The organism is Methylobacillus arboreus, assembly GCF_020532725.1.
In the GTDB taxonomy this organism is placed as follows: Bacteria; Pseudomonadota; Gammaproteobacteria; order Burkholderiales; family Methylophilaceae; genus Methylobacillus; species Methylobacillus arboreus.
Map to the genome: position 1 here is coordinate 373,309 of NZ_JAJAVC010000006.1, position 21,784 is coordinate 395,092.

General features: G+C 54.8%; 17 protein-coding genes. 11 read left to right on the forward strand and 6 right to left on the reverse strand.

Going from position 1 to position 21,784, the window contains the following annotated elements:
• Positions 1–60 precede the first annotated feature (60 nt).
• Complete coding sequence (uvrA, locus tag LG198_RS07820; protein WP_230342613.1) at positions 61–2,880, forward strand: excinuclease ABC subunit UvrA; 2,820 nt, start codon at positions 61–63, stop codon at positions 2,878–2,880.
• A gap of 115 nt (positions 2,881–2,995) precedes the next feature.
• Here the strand turns inward: uvrA and LG198_RS07825 are convergent, their stop codons facing one another.
• The 3 genes from LG198_RS07825 to LG198_RS07835 form a co-directional block, all read right to left on the reverse strand.
• The gene (locus LG198_RS07825) at positions 2,996–3,691 is read right to left on the reverse strand and encodes an FxDxF family PEP-CTERM protein (protein WP_230342614.1); all 696 of its coding nucleotides are present in this window, start codon (positions 3,689–3,691) and stop codon (positions 2,996–2,998) included.
• Positions 3,692–3,756: 65 nt separating this feature from the next.
• Entirely contained in the window at positions 3,757–4,671 is a 915-nt protein-coding gene (locus LG198_RS07830) for an SdiA-regulated domain-containing protein (protein ID WP_230342615.1), read from the reverse strand.
• A gap of 226 nt (positions 4,672–4,897) precedes the next feature.
• Positions 4,898–5,326 (reverse strand): GNAT family N-acetyltransferase, encoded by a 429-nt coding sequence (locus LG198_RS07835; protein ID WP_230342616.1) that lies wholly within the window; start codon positions 5,324–5,326, stop codon positions 4,898–4,900.
• 185 nt (positions 5,327–5,511) lie between these two features.
• Between LG198_RS07835 and LG198_RS07840 the strand changes: the two genes are divergently transcribed.
• Entirely contained in the window at positions 5,512–5,916 is a 405-nt protein-coding gene (locus tag LG198_RS07840; protein ID WP_230342617.1) for a DoxX family protein, read from the forward strand.
• Between the two features lie 45 nt (positions 5,917–5,961).
• On the opposite strand, the gene ispH is transcribed toward LG198_RS07840, so the two are convergent.
• The 3 genes from ispH to LG198_RS07855 are packed head-to-tail and all read right to left on the reverse strand — an operon-like array spanning position 5,962 to position 8,369.
• Positions 5,962–6,888 (reverse strand): 4-hydroxy-3-methylbut-2-enyl diphosphate reductase, encoded by a 927-nt coding sequence (gene ispH, locus LG198_RS07845; RefSeq protein ID WP_230342618.1) that lies wholly within the window; start codon positions 6,886–6,888, stop codon positions 5,962–5,964.
• A 21-nt stretch (positions 6,889–6,909) separates the two neighbouring features.
• Entirely contained in the window at positions 6,910–7,824 is a 915-nt protein-coding gene (locus LG198_RS07850) for a CobD/CbiB family protein (protein ID WP_230342619.1), read from the reverse strand.
• Entirely contained in the window at positions 7,821–8,369 is a 549-nt protein-coding gene (locus LG198_RS07855; protein WP_230342620.1) for a GyrI-like domain-containing protein, read from the reverse strand. Before LG198_RS07855 ends, LG198_RS07850 begins: the two co-directional genes overlap by 4 nt.
• Positions 8,370–8,586: 217 nt before the next feature.
• Here LG198_RS07855 and purU point away from each other — a divergent pair, with 217 nt between their 5' ends.
• The 9 genes from purU to LG198_RS07900 all read left to right on the forward strand — a co-directional run bounded on the left by purU (position 8,587) and on the right by LG198_RS07900 (position 21,751).
• On the forward strand, positions 8,587–9,441 hold the full coding sequence (gene purU, locus LG198_RS07860) for a formyltetrahydrofolate deformylase (RefSeq protein WP_230342621.1): 855 nt from the start codon (positions 8,587–8,589) through the stop codon (positions 9,439–9,441).
• Positions 9,442–9,934: 493 nt separating this feature from the next.
• Positions 9,935–11,818 carry a TolC family protein gene (locus LG198_RS07865; protein ID WP_230342622.1) on the forward strand — a complete coding sequence of 628 codons (1,884 nt, stop codon included), beginning with the start codon at positions 9,935–9,937 and terminating at the stop codon, positions 11,816–11,818.
• A gap of 12 nt (positions 11,819–11,830) precedes the next feature.
• On the forward strand, positions 11,831–12,595 hold the full coding sequence (locus LG198_RS07870; protein ID WP_230342623.1) for a hypothetical protein: 765 nt from the start codon (positions 11,831–11,833) through the stop codon (positions 12,593–12,595).
• A 5-nt stretch (positions 12,596–12,600) separates the two neighbouring features.
• On the forward strand, positions 12,601–13,887 hold the full coding sequence (locus tag LG198_RS07875; protein WP_230342624.1) for an HlyD family type I secretion periplasmic adaptor subunit: 1,287 nt from the start codon (positions 12,601–12,603) through the stop codon (positions 13,885–13,887).
• A gap of 27 nt (positions 13,888–13,914) precedes the next feature.
• Entirely contained in the window at positions 13,915–15,249 is a 1,335-nt protein-coding gene (locus tag LG198_RS07880; RefSeq protein WP_230342625.1) for a hypothetical protein, read from the forward strand.
• 76 nt (positions 15,250–15,325) lie between these two features.
• Positions 15,326–18,235, forward strand: a complete 2,910-nt coding sequence (locus LG198_RS07885) for a calcium-binding protein (protein WP_230342626.1) — start codon at positions 15,326–15,328, stop codon at positions 18,233–18,235.
• Position 18,236: 1 nt separating this feature from the next.
• Positions 18,237–19,958 carry a peptidase domain-containing ABC transporter gene (locus LG198_RS07890; RefSeq protein WP_230342627.1) on the forward strand — a complete coding sequence of 574 codons (1,722 nt, stop codon included), beginning with the start codon at positions 18,237–18,239 and terminating at the stop codon, positions 19,956–19,958.
• A 166-nt stretch (positions 19,959–20,124) separates the two neighbouring features.
• Complete coding sequence (locus LG198_RS07895) at positions 20,125–20,463, forward strand: helix-turn-helix domain-containing protein (protein WP_230342628.1); 339 nt, start codon at positions 20,125–20,127, stop codon at positions 20,461–20,463.
• Complete coding sequence (locus LG198_RS07900; protein ID WP_230342629.1) at positions 20,453–21,751, forward strand: type II toxin-antitoxin system HipA family toxin; 1,299 nt, start codon at positions 20,453–20,455, stop codon at positions 21,749–21,751. The genes LG198_RS07895 and LG198_RS07900 overlap by 11 nt, the downstream gene beginning before the upstream one ends.
• Positions 21,752–21,784: the final 33 nt, after the last annotated feature.

Here is a 21,784-nt window from a genome sequence, read left to right on the forward strand (position 1 = left end):
GCGTATATTAACAGGTTGCCTCCCCAAGTAACCAAACCGACAAGCGACAATTTTTACTCCATGGACTACATACGCATACGTGGTGCCCGCACGCACAACCTGAAAAATGTTTCGCTGGACCTGCCCCGCAACAAGCTGATCGTGATTACCGGACTGTCCGGCTCGGGCAAGTCCTCGCTGGCATTCGATACACTCTATGCAGAAGGCCAGCGTCGTTATGTGGAATCCCTCTCGGCCTATGCGCGCCAGTTCCTTGCCCGCATGGACAAACCCGATGTAGACCTGATCGAGGGCTTGTCCCCGGCCATTTCGATTGAGCAGAAATCCACCTCGCATAACCCGCGCTCCACCGTGGGTACCGTCACCGAAATCCACGACTACCTGCGCCTGCTCTACGCGCGCGCAGGCGACCCGGAATGCCCGGACCACGGCATCAAGCTGGAAGCGCAGACCGTTTCACAGATGGTGGACAGCGTCTTGCTGTTGCCGGAAGAAACAAGACTCATGATTCTTGCCCCGGTAGTCAGCAACCGCAAGGGCGAACAACTGGACCTGTTCGAAGAACTCAAGGCCCAGGGGTTTGTACGCGTCCGTGTGGATGGCGAGATTTATGAGCTCGACAGCGTCCCCAAGCTTGCCAAGACCGTGAAACATAATGTGGATGTTGTCGTTGACCGGCTCAAGATTCGCGCCGACGTCAAGCAACGCATCGCCGAATCTTTTGAAACCGCATTACGACTGGCTGACGGCAAGGCAGTGGCATTGGAAATGGATTCCGGCAAGGAGCACCTGTTCTCCGCCAAGTTCTCCTGCCCGGTATGCGATTACTCACTAGCAGAGCTGGAACCACGCCTGTTCTCGTTCAACAACCCGATGGGCGCCTGCCCAAAATGCGATGGCCTGGGCCAGATCAGCTTCTTCGACCCCAGGCGCGTCGTCGCCTTCCCGCACCTTTCACTTGCCAGCGGCGCGATCAAGGGCTGGGACAAGCGCAACCAATTCTATTTCCAGATGCTGAAAAGCCTGGCCCAGCATTACAGATTCGACCTGGAGACGGCCTTCGAGACGCTCTCCACAGAAATTCAGGATGTCCTGCTTAACGGCAGCGGTAAGGAAGCAATCACTTTCCACTACCTCAACGAGCGCGGGAAGTTGTATGAAAAATCCCATGCATTTGAAGGCATCCTCAACAACCTGCAACGCCGTTATCATGAAACCGATTCCATGACGGTACGCGAGGAGCTGTCCAAGTACCTCAACTCGCAAGCCTGCCCGGATTGCGGCGGCACCCGCTTGCGCCGCGAGGCGCGCCACGTCAAGGTCGGCGGCAAGAACATCCACGAGGTATGCGAGGCCCCGCTCCGGCTGGCATTGCACTTTTTTGACCATATCGAGCTGACCGGCCAAAAGCTTGCGATTGCAGACAAGATCGTCCAGGAAATCAGCAGCCGCCTCAAGTTCCTCACCAATGTCGGGCTGGAATACCTCTCGCTGTCACGCTCGGCCGAAACCTTGTCCGGCGGCGAGGCACAACGCATTCGTCTTGCTTCGCAGATCGGCTCGGGCCTGACCGGCGTGATGTATGTATTGGACGAACCTTCCATCGGCCTGCACCAGCGCGACAACGACCGCCTGCTGCAAACCCTGGTGCGCCTGCGCGACATCGGCAACAGCGTCATCGTGGTCGAGCATGACCAAGACGCGATCATGGCCGCCGACTATGTGGTGGATATCGGCCCTGGTGCCGGGGAGCACGGCGGCAACATCGTTGCAGCCGGGACGCCAACTGAAATCCAGCACAACCCGCAATCACTCACTGGCCAATACCTGAGTGGAACCAAGGAAATTGCGGTACCCAAAAAACGGCACGCACCCGACCCGCAACGCTGGCTCAATCTTATCCAAGCCAGCGGCAACAACCTCAAGAATGTAGACCTGGCACTGCCGGTAGGCCTGCTGACATGTGTTACCGGCGTGTCAGGCTCAGGCAAGTCCACGCTGATTAACGACACCTTATATCGTGTCGTCGCGAAACACCTCTACGGCAGCTCTACCGAACCCGCGCCATTCAAGGAAATCACCGGCCTGGAGTTCTTCGACAAGGTAGTAGACGTAGACCAAAGCCCGATCGGACGCACGCCACGCTCCAATCCGGCCACCTACACCGGCGTATTCACGCCGATCCGCGACCTTTTCGCTGGCGTGCCGGAAAGCCGCGCGCGCGGCTACGGCCCCGGCCGTTATTCGTTCAACGTCAAGGGCGGCCGTTGCGAAGCCTGCCAGGGCGACGGCGTCATCCGCGTGGAAATGCACTTCCTGCCCGATGTCTACGTGCCTTGCGATGTCTGCAAGGGCCACCGCTACAATCGCGAGACGCTGGAAATCCAGTACAAGGGCAAGAACATCCGCGAAGTGCTGGAAATGACAGTAGAGCAAGCACGCGAGTTTTTTGATGCGGTGCCTGTCGTGGCACGCAAGCTGCAAACTCTGCTCGATGTCGGCCTGGGCTACATCACCCTTGGCCAGTCGGCAACCACGCTTTCGGGCGGCGAAGCGCAGCGCGTCAAGCTGGCGCTCGAACTCTCCAAGCGCGACACAGGCAGAACCCTGTATATCCTGGATGAACCCACCACCGGCCTGCACTTTGCAGACATCCAGTTGTTACTCGATGTATTGCACCGCCTGCGCGACCACGGCAACACCATCGTCATCATCGAACACAACCTGGATGTGATCAAAACCGCAGACTGGCTCGTGGACATGGGCCCTGAAGGCGGCGACGGCGGCGGCACCATGATTGCCTGCGGCACACCGGAAGAAGTTGCGGATACAAAGGCTAGTTATACCGGCAAGTACCTGAAACCAATGCTAAAGCGGTAAACCCAACTTAAAGTCAAACCCACACTTGGCTTCGCTACGCTCGCCCTAAATAAAAAAACGGCCCTCCATCAGGAGAGCCGTTTTCACATTAGAACAGTATCTTAAACTTTACCGCTTAAGCTACCTTGCGACGACGTGCAGCAAAACCAACCAGGCCAAGACCAGCCAGCATCAGGGCATAAGTTTCTGGCTCAGGTACAGCGGCGATAGTCAGGTTAGTGAAGCCGGGGCTGCCGATATCGCCTACTGTGGAACGCCAGGAACCTTCGGAGTCACCCACTTGGGACAATACCCAACCTTGTACGTTATTAGTGCCGAGCACATCAACGCTGGTAGGAATACCGCTGTTGTAACGGGCACGAATGCCGCCGATCGTATTGTCACCATAGGTCAAGCGATCCACCAGATTTTCATCAGCATCGTAGATATTGATTTCATCAGCACGGCCCAGGTTGGGGTTCAAGTTGCCGATGATCTTGACGGAGTCATCCAGACCCCAGCGTGCGCGGAATTCTTCGGCGGTGATTTCGGTCAGGATCACTGACTCGCCAGCCTTGACGATACCGAAATCGGACAGGTCGAAAGTAAAGCTTTGACGGCTGTCGTCGTCGTAGCTCCAGTAACTGAAGTCGACATCTAATTGCCCAAGGTTGGTGATCTCGATATATTCGCCCTTTTCATCCGCAACACGGCTCTGGTAGTTCCACTCGGTGATATAGACGTTGTAGGCGTTAGCCGCAAAAGCAGGAACGGCGGAGAAAGCGCTGGCAGCCAGAACGCCGGCAGCAATCAACTTATTGATAACATTCATGATTAACCTCTCTGATTTGAAAATATTATTTAAGAAACAACAACACAGGCACTACAGAAAAAGCTTTATGCAACACGGCGGCGGCGGGCAGCGAGACCGACCAGGCCAAGGCCGGCCAGCAGCAAGGCATAGGTTTCAGGCTCGGGCACGGCGGGTGTTGGCCGCAGGAATACAAACACGCGAGGCTGTTCATCAACGATATAAATATTGCCCAGCTCATCAATCGTCACGCCTTCCGCAGTACCGCTCAGACGACGGAGATCGATGGAGCTCAGTACTTCGCCGGTACGTGTCACTTCCAACAGCAAGCGCGACTCCTGGCTAATGATCAACAAGTTGTCATCCAGGCCGGTGCCAAGGAAAGAAGGCACGGTGCCCAGTACCTGTACATCGGAAAGGTCCAGCACACCAAGCAAGGAAGCATTGAACAGGATGCTGTGACTGCCTGTACCGTCATTGAAATTAATATCAGCCTCGTAGACCGCTTGCGGATTCTTTTCCTTCACAGCGATCAAGGTGTTATTACGCGGATCCCAGCTCAAGCCTTCCAGGCCCTCGTTGTCGCTATAGCTGCCGAAAGAGTAGGCAGGGGTTAACGAGGAGAGGCTCAGTGACGTGCCAGCCTCATAAGTGACTTGGTACACGCTTTGTGTACGCTCCTCACCCAGGGCAAACTGGCCGTTGCCAATATAGGTCAAAGATTCGGCATCGAAGCTAGAGCCAAAATTCAGCTTCATCGAACCGACAACTTCGCCGGTCTTAGTCACTTCGACGATGGCTTCAGCTTCATCGCCGACAACGAACAAGGTGCCGGTATCCCAGTTATAGGTAATAGCCGAGGCCTCACCTACCATGCCTATCTGGCCAGGCAGATTGAATCTATAACCCAGGGTATAGTCGGAAAGGTTGAGAGAGGGTTGGGCAAGCGCCAGAGCAGACATGGAAAGCCCGGCGAGCAGTACCAAGGTACGCGCAATCATTTGAAATTCCCCTAAAAATGGTGATGCAAATATTGTTGGTTAACGATAAAGCGGGAGGAATATTGCAGATAGCAAAAGACAGCAGGATGAAGACATGTGTAGTCCTGCAACTAGTCCTGATAATAGACAAACAGGCTTATCGTCTTTGAAATATGGAAGAAAGGAAATCAGCCGCACTGGCTGCGCAATGCGGGTGTTGGATGGCAGCCTAAATTAAGAAAATCAGTCAGTTGCTTATATGCAGCTTCATGGCCTTGTGCGGAATACCCGCATCCAGGTACTCATCACTGGAGATTTTGAATCCAGCCTGTTCGTAAAAAGAGATGGCATGAGTTTGCGCGGAAAGATAAATATCCAGCCAGCCATTCTGGCGGCAAAGCTCTATCGCCGCCTGCAACAAGGCATGGCCGACACCTCGCCCTCGCCAGGCTTGTAGCACCGCCATTCTGCCTATGCCCGCATCACTGAGGACACGGGCGCAGCCGATGGCATTGCCATCTTCCGCCACAGCAAGCAGATGTAACGCAGTATCATCCAGTCCATCCCACTCCAGTTCGGCAGGCACATGTTGCTCGTTGATAAAAACCTGCTCGCGAATTGCGGATATTTGTGTATGGTCAGTGACCCATTCAGCCTGCCTCACATAGAAATTCATAACAGTTCGATCTTTCTTTTATTATTGAAATCGATTTTTCCAATGGGGAGCAATGCGGCAATCGCAAGTATTGCGGTACATGGCGCTTACAGGCATCATCTACCTTCGCCTCAAGCGATGAAAAAATCGATGATAAAAATTAACGTAAACACATTCATTGTGTACTTGGATGAGAAGGTAAGACGATGACGAAGTTTTTAGGTTTCCTTGGACGCATTTTATTGGCGCAAATTTTCCTGGTAGCGATTCTGTTCCAGTTGGCCATTATCTTTCAGAACCCCAATGGCTACGAGCAATACCAAGTCTATCTTGGCCACTTTGGCCTGCCCGGTATTTTTGCACCATTGATGATTCTGGTTCAACTGGTGTTTGGCCTGGCTTTGTTCCTAGGCTTTAAGACCAAACTAGCCGCCTATGTGCTGGCCGCATATGCCATCTTTGTTGCAGTTTTCCTCAAGCTGCCCGACCCAACGCCAGGTGCCGGCCTGATTGGTTTCATGCAGTATCTTGCACTGGCTGGCGGCTATATCACGCTGGCGCTGCATGCACCCACTGCTTTCAGCCTGGATAACCTGCGCAAAAAAGCCTGAGTCCGCTCAGGCAATAAAAAAGGGCGGGAAACCGCCCTTTTGATTTTAAGCTTCAGCCAAGTTACGGGGTATCTTGAATACCACGTTCTCGACCACGCCATTCAACTCCTGCACATCAGCAGCCCCCAGCTCCCTGAGTTTGTTGATCACTTCCTTGACCAATACTTCTGGCGCAGACGCCCCCGCGGAAACACCAACCCGCTTCTTGCCCACAATCCATGCAGGATCGAGGAAAGATGCATTGTCCACCATATAGGATTCAATGCCCTGGTTCTGCGCAACTTCACGCAGCCGGTTGGAGTTGGAGCTATTGGGCGAGCCAACCACGATCACAAGATCGCAATCACGCGCCATCACCTTGACTGCATCCTGGCGGTTCTGTGTGGCGTAGCAGATAGAATCGCTGCGCGGTGGGGTAATCTCTGGGAATTTCGCCTTGAGCGCACTGACGATGGAAGCCGCGTCATCAATGGATAAAGTGGTTTGCGTCACGTAAGCCAGCTTGCCTGGATCAGTGACCTCAAGCCTGTCCACATCTTCAGGCGACTCGACCAGATACATCCCGCCCTGGGACTGGCCCATGGTACCTTCCACTTCCGGGTGCCCCTTATGGCCGATCATGATAATTTCCTTGCCTGCGGCGCGCATCTTGGCCACTTCAATATGCACCTTGGTCACCAGGGGACAAGTCGCATCAAACACCTGCAATCCCCGCACCTCGGCCTCTGCACGCACATCCTTGGAAACACCATGCGCACTGAAAATGACAGTGTTCCCGGCCGGCACTTCATCGAGCTCTTCGACAAAGATCGCGCCTTTTTTCTTGAGGTCGTCGACGACAAACTTGTTATGCACCACTTCATGGCGCACATAGATAGGCGCGCCGAATTTCTCCAGCGCCTGCTCAACAATGATGATCGCGCGGTCTACACCGGCACAAAACCCGCGCGGGTTGGCTAAAACAATTTCCATGAGTCTCTCTGCAATTCTTATCTACTGGCCCAACCAGTGGGCAAAGGTCAGCAGCAGCAATAATCCTATCATCAATACCAGCACACGCCATACCAGGCCCACGGCACTGCGCAGGTAGTCAGCATCAGCAGCATCGCCCAGGCCAATTTCCGGGCGGAACACCAGGATACCATTCATGGGCAGCGGCTCTCCTATCCTGACGCCCAGCGCACCGGCACCGCTGGCGAGTATCATGCCCATGGCCTTGTCTGCCCAGGTTTCTGCCTGTGACCGCCAGCAATAAATGGCATCCTCGAAATCACCAACAATGGCAAAACTGCCTGCGGTAACAAACGCAGGCGGCCAGTTCAGCCAATAGAACACTTTTCGCGCAAACTGATTGAATGGCGTGACTTCCTGGGGTTGCCATTCCATCGTGACGATGTGGGACAACCTGTAGAACAACGCACCAGCAGGACCCAGGATGACAAACCAGAAAATCGGCGCGAACAGGCCATAGTGCGCACGCATCAGTACGGTTTCTATACCGACCTGGGCCACCTGGGTAGTCGTGAAATTGTCGCTGTCTATTTTTTCCCATTGGCCAAGCAACAGGCGGGCTTCATCAATGTTGCCAGTACGCAATGCCGCAATAATTTCCTCGGCGCGCGGACCAAACTGGCTCAATCGCAATATGAAGTAGAGCAATGCAACGCCAAACACGATGCCCAGAATGGCATTGATCTCCAGCAGCACATAATAGACAACCCCAATCAGCAGGGTGGGGAGCAATACCGTCAATGCCCAGGCAGTCACGCCTTGCAGGCGGTTACCGCCGTTGAAATTACGTTCAAGCAATTGAACGAACGGCGCCACGATCTCCTGCAGCCAGTCCAGCTTGCGGTGTGGCCGGTAATACGTAAGCGCCAGGGCGCCAATCAGTGCGATGAAGTTCAAGGTGACACTCCTTCGGTATCTGCCGGCTGTGCAACCGGCTCAAACGGCATTTCAACGGATAATACGCTGTCGTCCACAATTTCCACCGTGGGCAGGTTCAATGTGGTGTCCTTGGCTTTGACAAAATCCAGCACTTTTGAATAGGTCTTGCCATAAGCAAGCAGCGGATGCGCCTTGATACTGGCTACAAACACCTTGCGCACAGGGACTGTATCTATCTGGATCGGTGCAACGGGCTGGGCATCCGCATCAATAATGAAACCTGCGCGTGCATGCAATTCCTTATACGATGTGGTACGCGGGTCGCTGAAAATCAACGTGATTTCAGGGCCAGGCTGGATCTTTTGCTGGACCAGCTCATGCAACACCTCCTCCTGCTTGCTGGAAAGCCTGGAGTAAGGCCCTTCTGCTTCCAGGTAGGCGTAGCGGTAATTGCCACGCTCGGCGATTTCGACATCGGCAGATGAAAACAAACCCCACCACCACAACACCAGGGTGACAGGGATAAGAAATACCAGCAGGAAATAAGGTAATTGTTTTTTCACGTTCTTGGCTGCCATCCGGCATATTGTCGTCGATGAGCCCTGCAAGCCTGCAAGTAACAGGTTCGGGCTACTGTTATTGTTACTGGCAAAAGATACCACAGACACAGTTTGTGTTCACCATAACTTTCAATGATCAACCGGCTGGGACTGAGTGCCTGCATGAGCATTAAATCCCAGTATAATGGCAGCTTTTGCGTTTAATGCCTCCAGAGCCACAATGAAAAACACCGCAACCCTTCTTGTGACCTGCCCTGACCGCAAGGGCATCGTCGCATCGATTGCCGATTTTCTCTATCGCCACGATGCCAACATCCTGCATGCCGACCAGCACCAGGATGCCGATAACAACCTGTTCCTGATGCGAGTGGAGTGGGACCTGGCGGGCTCCAAGGTCAACCTCGATAACTTTACCGAATATTTCTCCCCAATTGCCGAACAGTTCGGCATGAACTGGGAACTCAAGGGTTCACAACGCCGCGCGCGCATGGCGATCATGGTGTCGCAGTATGACCACTGCCTGGTCGACCTGTTGCACCGTCACAAAAGCGGTGAGCTGGATTGTGATATTCCGCTCATCATCAGCAACCATCGCGATACTGAAAATCTGGCCGCATTCCACGGCATACCGTTCTTCCATATTGAAGTGACCAGGGAAAACAAGGCCGAGGCAGAAGCCCGGCAGTTTGCGCTGTTCGACGAATACCAGATAGACCTGGTCGTGCTGGCACGTTACATGCAGATTCTTTCGCCTGATTTCGTCAAGCGCTATCCGCATCGCGTCATCAACATCCACCACTCCTTCCTGCCCGCCTTCATCGGCGCCCGCCCCTATCACCGCGCGTTCGAGCGCGGAGTCAAGCTGATTGGCGCCACCAGCCATTACGTCACCGAAGTATTGGACGAGGGCCCGATCATTGAACAGGACATCGCCCGCATTTCCCACCGCGACCAGGTTGAAGACCTGATCCAGAAAGGTCGCGACCTCGAACGCGTTGTACTGTCCCGCGCAGTGCGCTGGCATATCGAGAACCGCATCCTGCTCTACGCAAATAAAACCGTTATTTTCGATTAAGAGCCCGTTCAACGGCTTTTCATAAGGCATGCATGGTTTCAAAACGCGCCCGGTAACGCATTCATGAAATGACATTGAACAGGTTCTGAACAACAATCGTCGAAGAACTGACAGCAATGCCAGGATTTTGGCACTGCTGCGCTTGTTTTTATCCTTCGCTTACTCTTCTCCTGCCGTTTCGATAAAAATCCCGAATAGTCCAATAGGACTAAAAACCCTATAAAAACAATGACATTTAATTTACACATCATTAGACTAGCGCCCTGTTGCATCAGGCTGGCGTGATAAATGCTGTGTAACGACATGTTGTAAACCGCGTAATTGATCCGGGCGACTCCCCCCGATTAACAATGGTTGACAATGAAAAAACGCGGGTTGAGTTAGATTGAAGCGACTTTTTGGCAGGATCATGCTGCCGGTTATCCATAAAAATCATAAAGGGTTTAACGTGTTAAGTAACCGTAAACACCTTGTGTTTAAATACACATGGCCTATGTTAGTGGTGACTGCAGCCTGGGCTGCAGAGCCGCAAGGGGAACAAACCAAGGCGCCTGCAAGTCCATTGCAGGCAGCTTCCAGCGCCGCTCACGCCGCAGTTGAAGCGGCAAATGCCGCGGCCGCGGCCGCTACCGCAGCGGCCACCGCAGCAACGGCAGCCGCCAATGCTGCGGGCGAAGCGGTAAGAGCGACCGAACAAGGCTTGAAGCAGCCGCAACTGGTGGTCGCACCCACCACTCCCGAACAACTGGCTACACCGCCTGTAGTCGCAGTCCCAACTGTTGTGCCTAACCAGCGGCAACAAGGGGCCGCCAGTATCGTCCCGATAGGCTTGCAATCACTGAACCTCGATCTGCCGACCCAGCAACAATCCGTGGCTGCAGTTGACGAGCTCCATTTGGCCCGCCTGTTTGGGGTGAGCACTATCCCGGTTGCAGTAGCCAATGAAATCAACAACGAATACCTGAGCAGCGAATATGCGGATCAGCAGCATGCCTCGCAGTCATTGGCCAACGTCATCGACACCATGGACTTGCGTTCAGCCACCGATGCGGCGGTAGATTTCAGCCGCGATGTGCATGTCGCCGATGAGCGCGTCAACCAGGCCGAGGCACAATCCAAGCAAGCTCGGGGCCTGCTGCTGCCCAATCTTTCCGTGCGCTACGGCAAGGGGCGCGAAATTTCCTCACCTTCCTCGGGGATCGATGCTCGTACCGGAGCACGTATGGAAGAGTCGCATCATACCCGGACTGACCGCGTAATTACCCTGCGCCAGCCCTTGATGGACTTGCCCAGCATTTACGACTGGAAGCGCCGCCAGGCCATCATCAGTTCACGCGAGGAAAGCCGCCGCGGCAGCCAGGGCGATGCCTGGCTCTCCACCGTCAATGCCTATTTAGGCCTGACCACCAGCCGCCTGATTGCCGACTTGTCGCTCGGTTATGAGAACCAGCTCAATGAATTGTTCACCTATGTGGACAAGCGTGCCACGGCAGGCGCTTCCAGCGATGCTGACCGTGAACGCGTTCGCGCACGCAGCCTGTCTGCCCGCTCAGCCCGCACGCAACAGGAAGCCGCACATTCTGCCGCCAGTGTTGAATTCCTGCGCCTGACCAATATCGCGCCGCAAAATATCCGCCTGCCGGAACGTGAAGACATGGGCGTCATTCCGTCAACCGCCGCTGATGCGATCAAGATCGCCATGAACAACAGCCCGGATATCGCCTCGCTGCGTGAAGAGCTGCGTGCTTCCCAGATCGACCAGAATGTGGCCCGCTCCCGCTATGCGCCACGCCTGGACCTGGAACTTTCGCGTTGGACCACGGACAATGCCGGCGGCCGGGTCGGCGAGCAGGACGACAAACGCTTCATGCTGGTATTGAACTGGAACCTGCTCAACGGCGGCAGCGACTACTACATGACCAGAGAAAAACTCTCCCGCATCGAAGAAGTCCGCTACCGTGTTGATGACCTGCAACGCCGCATCAGCCAGGCCATGATTTCGCAATACGCCATTCTCGAATCTTCACGCGAGCAATTGGTGGCGGGGTATCGCGAATTGAATGCAATCACTTCCGCAGCCACTGCGATGTCTGAAAAAATGCTTGCCGGCAACCAGTCGTTGCTGGACCTGCTGGATGTCTATGACCGCCAGTATCAGGCTCGCACCCGTCTCGTCACCCTGCATGCGCAGGAAATCGACGCACTGTCACAGATCAGCCGCCTGCTAGGCCAATCGCAACCCATGACCATGGCTGAGGCCAGCAAGGTGCCAGGCTTTGGCCCCGCTATTGCTGCGCCACGCGATGCAGACGATGCGGTGGTCACGCCATTGTCTCCGGCAGAAGACGGTACGGCTACGCCGCTGCCCAAGGAATAGTGAGAGATCAACATGCAACTCGATAACGAACAGGAAGACTCAGGCATATTCTGGCCCGGCTATGTGGATGCGGTCAGCAACCTGGTACTGAACCTGCTGTTTGTGGTCGTCATCCTGACCATTGCCGTGTTTATTTTCGCCATGGAACTGGGACGCCGCCACATCAGCGCGGAAACGCCTGTGGCAGCCCCTACCGAAGAGCAGCAACACGTCTCGCAGATCACACCATCCGACATGGAAGCAGTAGAACCCACGTCATATCAATCCGATGACGATGCCGCGGCACGCCTACGTTTGCAGGTGGATGCATTGCAAAAACAACTGGCCGCCCTGAAAGGCAAGGACGAAGAAGCCCGCCGCCTTAAGGATGAACTGGCTGCGCTGCAACACGAGAAATCAGCCGGCAGGAATAGTCCGCGCCGAGTGGTTTCCGCCACGATTCGCGCCGAAGAGCCCGACATGACCATTGCAGGCTCCCAAGGCGGCTTGGTGGTGGACTTCGTCGATGATGCCATCACCATCTCCACCAATGAGGCCGACGAATTACGCGGCCCATTGCAGGCGATTGTGGATAGCGGTGGCGCCACTCTGGAAGTGACCGTGCCGCCTGGCTTTACCGAGGCGCGCCGCCTGGCCTTCTACCGTGCCATGGCCGTGCGCAACCTCCTGATCGAGATGAACCTGCCTGCAGACCGCATCAATGTTTCCGTGGTTGATGGCAATGCCCGCTCCGACAGCTCACTGGTGTCTGTCATGCCAGCGAGCAGCAAGCCTTAAGCGATATGGACTGGTTACGCCGCGCTTGGTCTGACATGACGCCGTCACGGGCTTTTGTGCTGATTGGCACTACCGCTGTAATTGCCTTGCTGGCCTGGGCAGCCCTGGCGCAGGTGGACCTGATTGTGCGCACCGTGGGCCGCGTAGTGCCGGCTGGCAAGGCCCAGATCGTGCAGCATCTTGAAGGCGGCATTGTGCGGACCATCCTGGTGCAGGAAGGTGAAGTAGTAAAAGCCGGGCAGCCCTTGATAGAGCTTTCCGACATCAAGGCACGTTCCGACCTCGGTCAGGAACGTACCAAGCGCGATGCGCTGCGTGGACGGGAAGCCAGATTGCTGGCAGAAGCACGCGGCAAGACCAGCATAGCGTTTCCTGCCGACCTGCACGATGCCGAGGTCAGGCAAGTTGAATCTGCTGCCTTGCATGCCAGGGTATCAAGCATCAATGAAGAATCACGCGTGTTGCGTGACCAGAGCGCACAGCGCCGTGGCGAAATTGCCGAGATCGAGACCCGGCGCAAGAACCTGGTCTCGGAAATCGAGCTGGCACGCCAGCAGCACACGCTGATTGAAGGGCTAAACAAGAATGGCGCAGCTTCCAAGATGGAGCTGCTGGATGCGGAAAGCCGCCTGCAACGCCTGGAATCGCAACTGCGTGAAGCCGAAGCAGCGATTCCAAGGCTCAGGGCGGCACAGGCAGAGATTGAATCCAAGATAGGCGAACTTTGGGCGCGTTTCCGTGCCGATGCCACGGCGCAACTGACCGATGTGCGTGCAGAGCTGCAACGCTCGACGCTGGAATTCGAGACCAGCGCGGACAAGCTGGACCGCAACATCGTACGGGCGCCCATGGCCGGGTTTATCAACCGCATGATGCTCTCTACCGTGGGCGGGGTCATCCGGCCAGGTGAGCCGTTGCTGGAAATCACGCCCGAGGATGAACATATTGTGGTGGAAACCCGCTCCAGGCCGGATGACCGCGCCAACCTGCGCCATGGCCTGCCGGCACGGGTGCGCATCGGGGCATTCGATTACGCAACTTATGGCGCCTTGCCAGGCAAGGTGACCGAGGTAAGTGCAGACACGCTGTTTGATGAGCGTGAAGGGTATTACTACCGGGTGAGGGTAGATGTAGGCAGTATCGGCGAAATCAAGCTGGCCAAGTCGGCTGGCCCAATTTCGCCAGGGATGTCGGTAACAGCGGATATCGTGGTTGGCAAGCGCACTGTGCTTTCCTACCTGCTGTCACCGATGATGCGTTTCGGGGATCGCGTATTCCGCGATCCGAGATAAAGATAATTTGTTAAAGGTAAGTTCCACATGCTGAAGCGACTAAGAATTTATTACTTTTACGCGGCTTTGCCATTCGTGCTGCTTTTGCTGGGGGCTGCCGTTTACCATGAAGCCATTCTCAAGACCCTGGTCGAGAACCCGCATCCGCAGATCAATTACACCATATTCTTCATCACCATACTGGGCGGCATCCTGATCCTGTTCAACATCCGCCGGCTGCTACGCGAAGCCAGCAAGCTGGAGGATTTCACCGATGCCATACAGGCTGGTGAAGGCCCGGCCCAGTTACAAAGCCGTGCGCAGGCTTATGAAGGCGACATCGCCTACGTACTGCGCATGATGGCAACCTCCAGCGGTCGCGGCATTGCCCACCAGGAGCAAGTCGCGATTGATGCAGAACTCAATAGCGCTGGCCGCCGCCTGACCAACCGCAATGCCCTGCCGCAGTTCCTGACCAGCCTGCTGGTCGGCCTGGGCCTGTTGGGTACCTTTATCGGCTTGCTGGCTACCCTGGATGACATTGCCACCCTGATTTCCAGCTTTGCCACCATCAACGTGGCGGTGGATAGTCCGGTTGAAGTATTCCGCGACATGGTATCCCGCATGCGCGCACCGATGCGTTCCATGGGTATTGCCTTCTCTGCCTCGCTATTCGGCCTGCTGGGTTCCATCATCCTCGGCTTCATGATGGTCGCTGTGCGCCGCTGTAATCAGGAAGTGCTTTCCATCCTGGGTTCTGAAGTTGCCCAGCACATCGAGCAAGCCATTGCACGCCTGGCGAGCAATGGCCAGCCAGGCAATGCAGTTGCCATCGGCGATAGTGATGCTGTCGTCGTTGAAGCAGACACAGCCGGTAACGGTTTCCTGGCCAATATGGATCCGGCAGAACTCAAGTTCCGCCGCGAAATCGCCACGGAAGAAATCCGCGTGCTGCGCCGCATTGAAGAGCGCCTAAGCGAATCCTCGCGCTTGCAGGATCGTGCCTTACAGGCCGAACTGGATAATTTCAGCAAGCAACGCAGCGAAATGATGCGCGCCATGGCAGACCATAACGAATCGGTTTCCCAGTTCCGTGGCGAATTGCAGCGTGTAGGCCGCCAGCTAGGTACCATCCTCAGCATGATGGAGCGCGGCAATGCCGACATGCTGAGCCAGCTTAATGATCACTTTACTGGCCTCATCCAGGCGACTACCCGTCAGGGAAGCGATCTCTCGCGCATGAGCGACATGATGACGCGCATGACCGACGACTCCATGGAACTGCGCACCAACATCACCAACATGATGGACAGGTTCTCGCCAGCCGAACAGCGCGCGTTGTTGGAGAGTTTGCTGGAAGAAGCAGGCAAGCAACGCCGTTGATAATGACGGTCCAGCCTTAAGTTTTGAATGTCCCGGCAATAGCCGGGCAGCCAATTGAAAGAAGGAGCACCACACCATGGCAATCACCCAACCCGCAGTCACTGAACAACGTAACGGCCCCAGCGCCAAGCAAAACCACGTGACCAATGTCACGCGCGTGCATGCGGATGCAGACGGTATCATCCGCCTGACGGAAAGCCATGGTGCACTTAAATCGGTAGACGTCGCCGACGTTGACCTGGTGCTGGGCTTTGCCGATGGCAGCTACATCATCATCCCCAACGGCGCACTGGATGCACTAGAAATCGACGCGCCCAAGGTTGAGTTCAGCGGCGACCAATACAACACCAGCCTCACCGACCTGTTCAAGCAAGTCGGCACCGTCGATGCCGCCGATGCCGGCAACCTGCGCATCATCAGCGAAAACATCGATACCCGCCTGACTGAACTGCAGCCGGACGAAATCGACTACGCCTCCCTGTTCATGGCATTGAGCAACAACACCGCAGCGCCTACAGCCCCTGCCGCCCCGTTGCCGCAAGCACCGACACTGCCACAAGCTGCGCAAGTACAGCGCGGCAGCATCAATGGCCGCGGCAACAACAGCGGCGAATTCATGGATGCGATCATTCCGCCAAGAGTGGACCAGCCGTCGACTTATCGCTTGGGCAATCGGGTTGAATCAGCAGAAACCTTGCGTGATATACAGAATCTTGGTTTGCCATCCGTTGACGGGCAGTTGTATGTCAGTTCCGAGTTTAAAACCGGAGCCAATTTCGGAAATGATCTACCATTCGGTGCACGCGGGGCAGTCGACCCAAACAACCCAGATCACAATCCAGCAGCGCCTGCTGCACAAGCCCATCGCGAAGTGATTACCGGCACTGCAGGTAACGATAATATCAACCTAAACCCTGATTTTGCCGCTACTGGGGAATGGTCCAAAAACCTCTATATCAGCACCAATGGATTCAATTCCGTTGATTCATTCGTCATTATGGCAAGCGGTAACTTGCCCGATGGCTTTGATTTGAAACTCAATCCGTCCAGCACCGGCACGATTGGCAAGGATAGCAATGGTAACTGGGTCATTTCCGCAGATGCATTGCAACTGCAGGCAGATGGCTCATACGGTGTTGACCTTGAGCTCGTATACGCACTGACAGCAGATGGCGTCCCCGTTCTCCCACTCGATTTTGTCTTGCAAGCAGTCATCCATGGACAAGTAGGGCCTTTCGCTTTTCAAGTATCCAAGGATCTCAACTTTAGCTATCGTGACGCAACAGCAGCCAATGACTTCAATGTCATTGTGGACGGCAAACCCTGGCTGATATTGCCTGCTCGTGGCATTGGGTATGACATCCATGCCGGGGAAGGTGACAACATTGTCTATGGCGGTGCCGGGAATGACCTCATCACATCAGGCAATGGCAATAACGAGCTTTATGGTGGGGCTGGCAACGATACGCTTCAAGGCGGTTCTGGTACCAACAAATTTTTTGGTGGCACTGGCAAGGATACCGTGACGTATGAAAATGCAGGCAGCGGCGTGGTTGTTAATTTGCTGGATAATCAAGTTAACAACATTACCAATATCCTGAATATTACGCAAAGCGGTAATGCGGCTGGGGACCAGTTTGACGGCATAGAAAACTTGGTAGGTTCCCAATATGCTGATCATTTGATCGGGAATGGCAATGCTAACCATATTTTTGGCGGGGACGGGAACGATACAATTGAAGGCATAGGCAATGCAATTGGTCAGGGCGGCGATACTCTAGATGGCGGCACTGGCTCTAATACCGTGAGTTATGCGCATGCAGCAGGTAACGTTACAGTCAATTTAGCCCAAAGTTATGGCCAGGTTGCTGGATATGAGCGCGACAGTCTCAGCAATTTCGATACTGTCATCGGAGCAGTCAACCATTCCAACACGATCACTGGCAATGGCAATGCCAATCTGCTGGTTGGCGGCGATTTTAATGACACCCTGCAAGGCGGTGCTGGCGCCGATACTTTGGATGGCGGTGGAGGTGTTAATACCGCGCTTTATACGACCCAGGTCAATGTATCCTTGACTCCCGGACTGATTACGGCAACCGGGGATGCCGCAGGGGATGTGTTTATCAATATCCGGAACCTTGAAGCAACTACTGGCAACAATCGCTTAATTGGCGACGCGCAAGACAATTACATCAAAGGCGGCTCCGGCAACGATACCTTGGCCGGCATGGGCGGCAATGATACCCTTGATGGTGGTGGCGGATCGAATTTTGTCACTTACCAATATACGACTGGCGGTACTGGAGTGAATGTTAACTTGAGTGCTGGTTCGGCTACGATTACTGGCTCAGGAAACTCTGTAGGTACTGATACTTTGCTTAACATTCAGCATGTTATTGGTTCAAGCTTCGCCGATACGATCAGAGGTTCCTCCGGTAGCAACTATATTGATGCAGGTAATGGCAATGACCTGATTTTCATCAATAATGGCGGCAAGGATACAGTATATGGAGGCGCAGGCAACGATACGGTTGTTGCGTCAGTCGATGCCATTACTGGCAACGTTGCCAACAATTGGAGCAACCGATTTACCCTGGTAGATGGACAAGGCGGTAACGACACCCTGGCGCTGGAAGGGTTTGTCAATGGCGCCGCCTATGAACTGGCAACGCTGGTAGGCCTGGTACGCAGTATCGAGACTATTGATATTTCCCAGCAAGCATATGGCCTGCAGGCAAGCTCGACCAATATGACAGTCAGCACCCAAAGCATCCAGGGATTGATGGCAAGCGGCAGCAGTTCTGTTATTAATATTATTGGCGATAATACAGACAAGCTAAGCTTCAGCCTCGGGTCAGGCGAAACCGTCTGGTTTGGCGGGGTACAGTTAGGGTCGGCCATTGATTTGACCAATGCTGGTACTTATGCGATTCATGACGCAAGTAACAATGTCGTGGCACAAGTGAACTGGCAAGTTGCCTAGTGTGAGCAAAGAACCAGCCCAGGTATTTTCCCCACTTTCCAGCCTGTGGGGAGTGCTCCGCACCCAATGGCTTGAAGTCGGCCTTTCCAGTCTGCTGATCAACAGCGGTCAGATTCTTCTGCCGCTATTCTCCATGCTGGTGTACGACAAGATTGTCAGCAATGGCGTATTTGAGACGCTGTGGGCGCTGGTGATCGGCATGCTGATCTTCATTGCGCTGGATGTGGGCATGCGTGTTACCCGTAACTGGACGGTGGAGCGCGTAGCGGCTGATATGGCACGCAAGACCGATGAAGGCCTTTGGCACAAGCTGCTGGCAGATCGTGATATGCCGGCAGGCGGCGTAGCGACCTTCCTTGCGCATTATCGTGACCTCACCAATGCGCTCAATTTCGTCTCTTCCACTTACCTGCTCGCGATTGCCGACCTGCCGTTTTACCTGCTGTACCTATTGGTCATTGGCTTCATCGCTTGGCCGATCATGATTCTGGTTGCGGTGCTGACATTGATCTATGCCGGCATCGGCTATTTCCTGCAGCGCCAGACATTGCGCCTCAACCGCGATGCTGAGCAGACTTCAACACACCGCATGGCGTACATCGGTGAAATATTGCAGGGCATGGAGATAGTACGCACGATTCCCGGTGTCACCGGCCTGCTGCAAGGCTGGCGCACGCAATCTGAAAAAGTCAGCGAACTCGAGGCCGCGCGCAGGCTTTCAGCCAGCCACAGCAACACCCTTTCTGCCGGCATGATGACCTTCACCACCGTGGCAGTGCTGACCCTGGGCGCTTACCTGATCGAGGACCGCATGCTCTCCGTGGGTGGCCTGATCGCCTGCTCACTGCTCGCAGCGCGCGCCATGATGCTGGTGACATCGCTATACCTGGTGCTGGGCAAGTGGGAAGACTTCGCCCGCTCCGCCAAGCGCATGGATGCCTTGCTTGAGTCTGGCAAGGCCGCACACGGCGTAAGCCACGAGATTGAGCAATCTGCCCCTCATGCTTCATTCAAGGTCAGCAAGCCAGAAGCCAAGGGCGACATCGCCCTGCTGCGCCTGAGCAAGCGTTACCCTGACCGCCCTGCCGCGCTTGATAATGTCAGCCTCAATATCGCTGCAGGTGAAAAAATCGGCCTCCTGGGACGCCCAGGCGCAGGCAAGAGCACCCTGCTCAAGCTGATTGCAGGGCTGAGCATTGCCGACGAAGGCGAGGTTTTGATTGATGGATATGAGCTGCATGCCATCTCGCCCGCAGACCGCGCCCGCTGGCTGGCTTATAAACCACAGGAACCCGTGCTGTTTGCGGGCACATTGGAAGCCAATCTATTGTTGGCTGGCAGCAAACCGCAAAGCGAACGCATGGAACGCGCCTTGTGGGCCTCCGGCCTGGAAGAAGAACTCAAGCAAGGCCGCCTGACCCTGACCATGGCAATTGCCGACCGCGGCAGCAACCTCTCGGGCGGTCAACGGCAGAAAGTGGCCCTGGCTCGCGCCTTTGCCCAGTCCAGCAACATTCTGCTGCTGGACGAACCCAGCCTGGGCCTGGACCCGGAAGGCGAGCAACTCCTCGCCCAGCGCCTGCCGCAAGTCATAGGCCAGGGCAACCTCATCATGATCAGCCATAGCGCCGCCATGATGACTGCCGTACAACGCATTATTGCGCTTGATAATGGCAAGGTCGCCGCGGATGGACCAAAAGAAAAACTGCTGCGCCCTGCGTAACAAAGAATCATAGCCCGCGCTTACATTCCATTAATAAGTCACAAGCACTTAATATGCCCTATTAATAGAACAATTTACTTGCACTACCAGCAGTTCATATCCATAATGCTTCATTAATAGATCGCAAATTGGTTTCAAGACTCATTAATGGAGCATAGTTGCCACTATGGCAAAACTACTCACTCGAACATATTCCCGCTACAGTCACGATGCAGCGCGACTGCTCGGACTAATGATCCGCAACTCGCGGATTGAGCGTGGGCTGACAATAGAAGAATTGGCAGAACGTGCAGGCGTATCACGCGGCCTGGTTTACCGAGCTGAGGAAGGTGATATGGGTTGCGGGATTGGCAGCGTTTTTGAGCTTGCTACCATTGTTGGCGTTCCCCTTTTCACCATAGATCAATCTGCAATAGGGCTTCACATCGCAAACGCAGAAAAAACACTTTCTCTTCTACCTTGTGCTGTTCGCCCTTCCCAAAAGGCAGTGAAGGATGATTTCTAGAAAAGCAGCCAACGAAGCCTACGTATGGATCTGGCTGCCCGGCGCCACGCAACCGGTTGTAGCCGGCCTGATAAGCCGGGATGGAGATCGATTCCTTTTCAACTATGGCCGCAGCTATCTGGATAGGAGTGATGCTATTCCGATCTATGAGCCCGAGCTGCCACTGATGCGTGGAATCATCCCACCCAAGGCAGGACTGACGCTGGCGAGTGCATTGCGCGACGCAGCACCTGACGCATGGGGCCGGCGGGTGATCTTGAATCGGCTGACAGCGACAGGTATCAAAGACGCAGATATCGCAGCTCTGGATGAACTGACATACCTGCTTGAGTCCGGTTCAGACAGAATTGGCGGTCTCGATTTCCAAGAATCTCCAACAGAGTATATATCGCGTATCGGCAAAACCGCGTCACTTGAAGAACTGATGAACGCAGCAGCAATGGTAGAAAGCGGCGTGCCGCTGACACCTGATCTCGATCAGGCGCTTTTTCATGGGAGCTCATTAGGCGGGGCGCGACCAAAAGCGATGATTGAGGATGGAGGCCGAAAATTCATCGCGAAGTTTTCGTCCTCAACGGATACCTATAATATAGTGAAAGCTGAATGCGTCGCCATGCGGCTTGCAGCAGAGGTTGGCTTGCACGTGGCTCCGGTACACTTCCGCCATGCGGCAGGCAAGGACGTTATCCTGATTGAGCGGTTCGACCGTTTGAAAGCTGGCAATGGCTGGCAGCGACGGCTGATGGTCTCGGCACTGACCCTGTTTGGCCTTGATGAAATGATGGCGCGATATGCCAGCTATGAAGATTTCTCGGACATCGTCCGGCAACGCTTCGACGAACCCGAGGCAACACTGCGCGAACTGTTTTCCCGCCTGGTCTTCAATATCATCTGCGGCAATACCGATGATCACGCCCGGAACCATGCTGCATTCTGGAATGGAAAAACTCTGAAACTGACACCTGCCTACGACATTTGTCCGCAATACCGGACAGGCAACGAGGCCACACAAGCGATGCTGATCATCGGCGAAAACCGGATGAGCAATCTGGCCACTTGCCTGGAAGCAGCTCCAAAGTTCTTGCTGGACAAAACCGAAGCCACTGAGATCATCACCCAACAGCTCGAAATAGTATGCATGCGTTGGACAGGCATTTGTGACGAGGTAGCATTGAGCGAAGTAGATCGCCTGCTGTTCTGGGGAAGGATGTTTCTCAACCCATTTATTTTTGAAGGGTCACCAGAAGCCATATCGCGACTGGCACAAACCAAACAGGAAATAAACTAAAAAAGCCAGAGCATCTGCCAGCCTTCTCACGCT

Excerpts from the sequence above, each read along its gene's own strand:
- LG198_RS07840 (WP_230342617.1), top strand. The coding sequence starts at position 5,512 with ATGACGAAGTTTTTAGGTTTCCTTGGACGCATTTTATTGGCGCAAATT.
- LG198_RS07870 (WP_230342623.1), top strand. The coding sequence starts at position 11,831 with ATGCAACTCGATAACGAACAGGAAGACTCAGGCATATTCTGGCCCGGC.
- uvrA (WP_230342613.1), top strand. The coding sequence starts at position 61 with ATGGACTACATACGCATACGTGGTGCCCGCACGCACAACCTGAAAAAT.
- LG198_RS07885 (WP_230342626.1), top strand. The coding sequence starts at position 15,326 with ATGGCAATCACCCAACCCGCAGTCACTGAACAACGTAACGGCCCCAGC.
- LG198_RS07865 (WP_230342622.1), top strand. The coding sequence starts at position 9,935 with ATGTTAGTGGTGACTGCAGCCTGGGCTGCAGAGCCGCAAGGGGAACAA.
- LG198_RS07835 (WP_230342616.1), bottom strand. The coding sequence starts at position 5,326 with ATGAATTTCTATGTGAGGCAGGCTGAATGGGTCACTGACCATACACAA.
- LG198_RS07875 (WP_230342624.1), top strand. The coding sequence starts at position 12,601 with ATGGACTGGTTACGCCGCGCTTGGTCTGACATGACGCCGTCACGGGCT.
- LG198_RS07895 (WP_230342628.1), top strand. The coding sequence starts at position 20,125 with ATGGCAAAACTACTCACTCGAACATATTCCCGCTACAGTCACGATGCA.
- LG198_RS07880 (WP_230342625.1), top strand. The coding sequence starts at position 13,915 with ATGCTGAAGCGACTAAGAATTTATTACTTTTACGCGGCTTTGCCATTC.
- LG198_RS07830 (WP_230342615.1), bottom strand. The coding sequence starts at position 4,671 with ATGATTGCGCGTACCTTGGTACTGCTCGCCGGGCTTTCCATGTCTGCT.
- LG198_RS07825 (WP_230342614.1), bottom strand. The coding sequence starts at position 3,691 with ATGAATGTTATCAATAAGTTGATTGCTGCCGGCGTTCTGGCTGCCAGC.
- LG198_RS07900 (WP_230342629.1), top strand. The coding sequence starts at position 20,453 with ATGATTTCTAGAAAAGCAGCCAACGAAGCCTACGTATGGATCTGGCTG.
- ispH (WP_230342618.1), bottom strand. The coding sequence starts at position 6,888 with ATGGAAATTGTTTTAGCCAACCCGCGCGGGTTTTGTGCCGGTGTAGAC.
- purU (WP_230342621.1), top strand. The coding sequence starts at position 8,587 with ATGAAAAACACCGCAACCCTTCTTGTGACCTGCCCTGACCGCAAGGGC.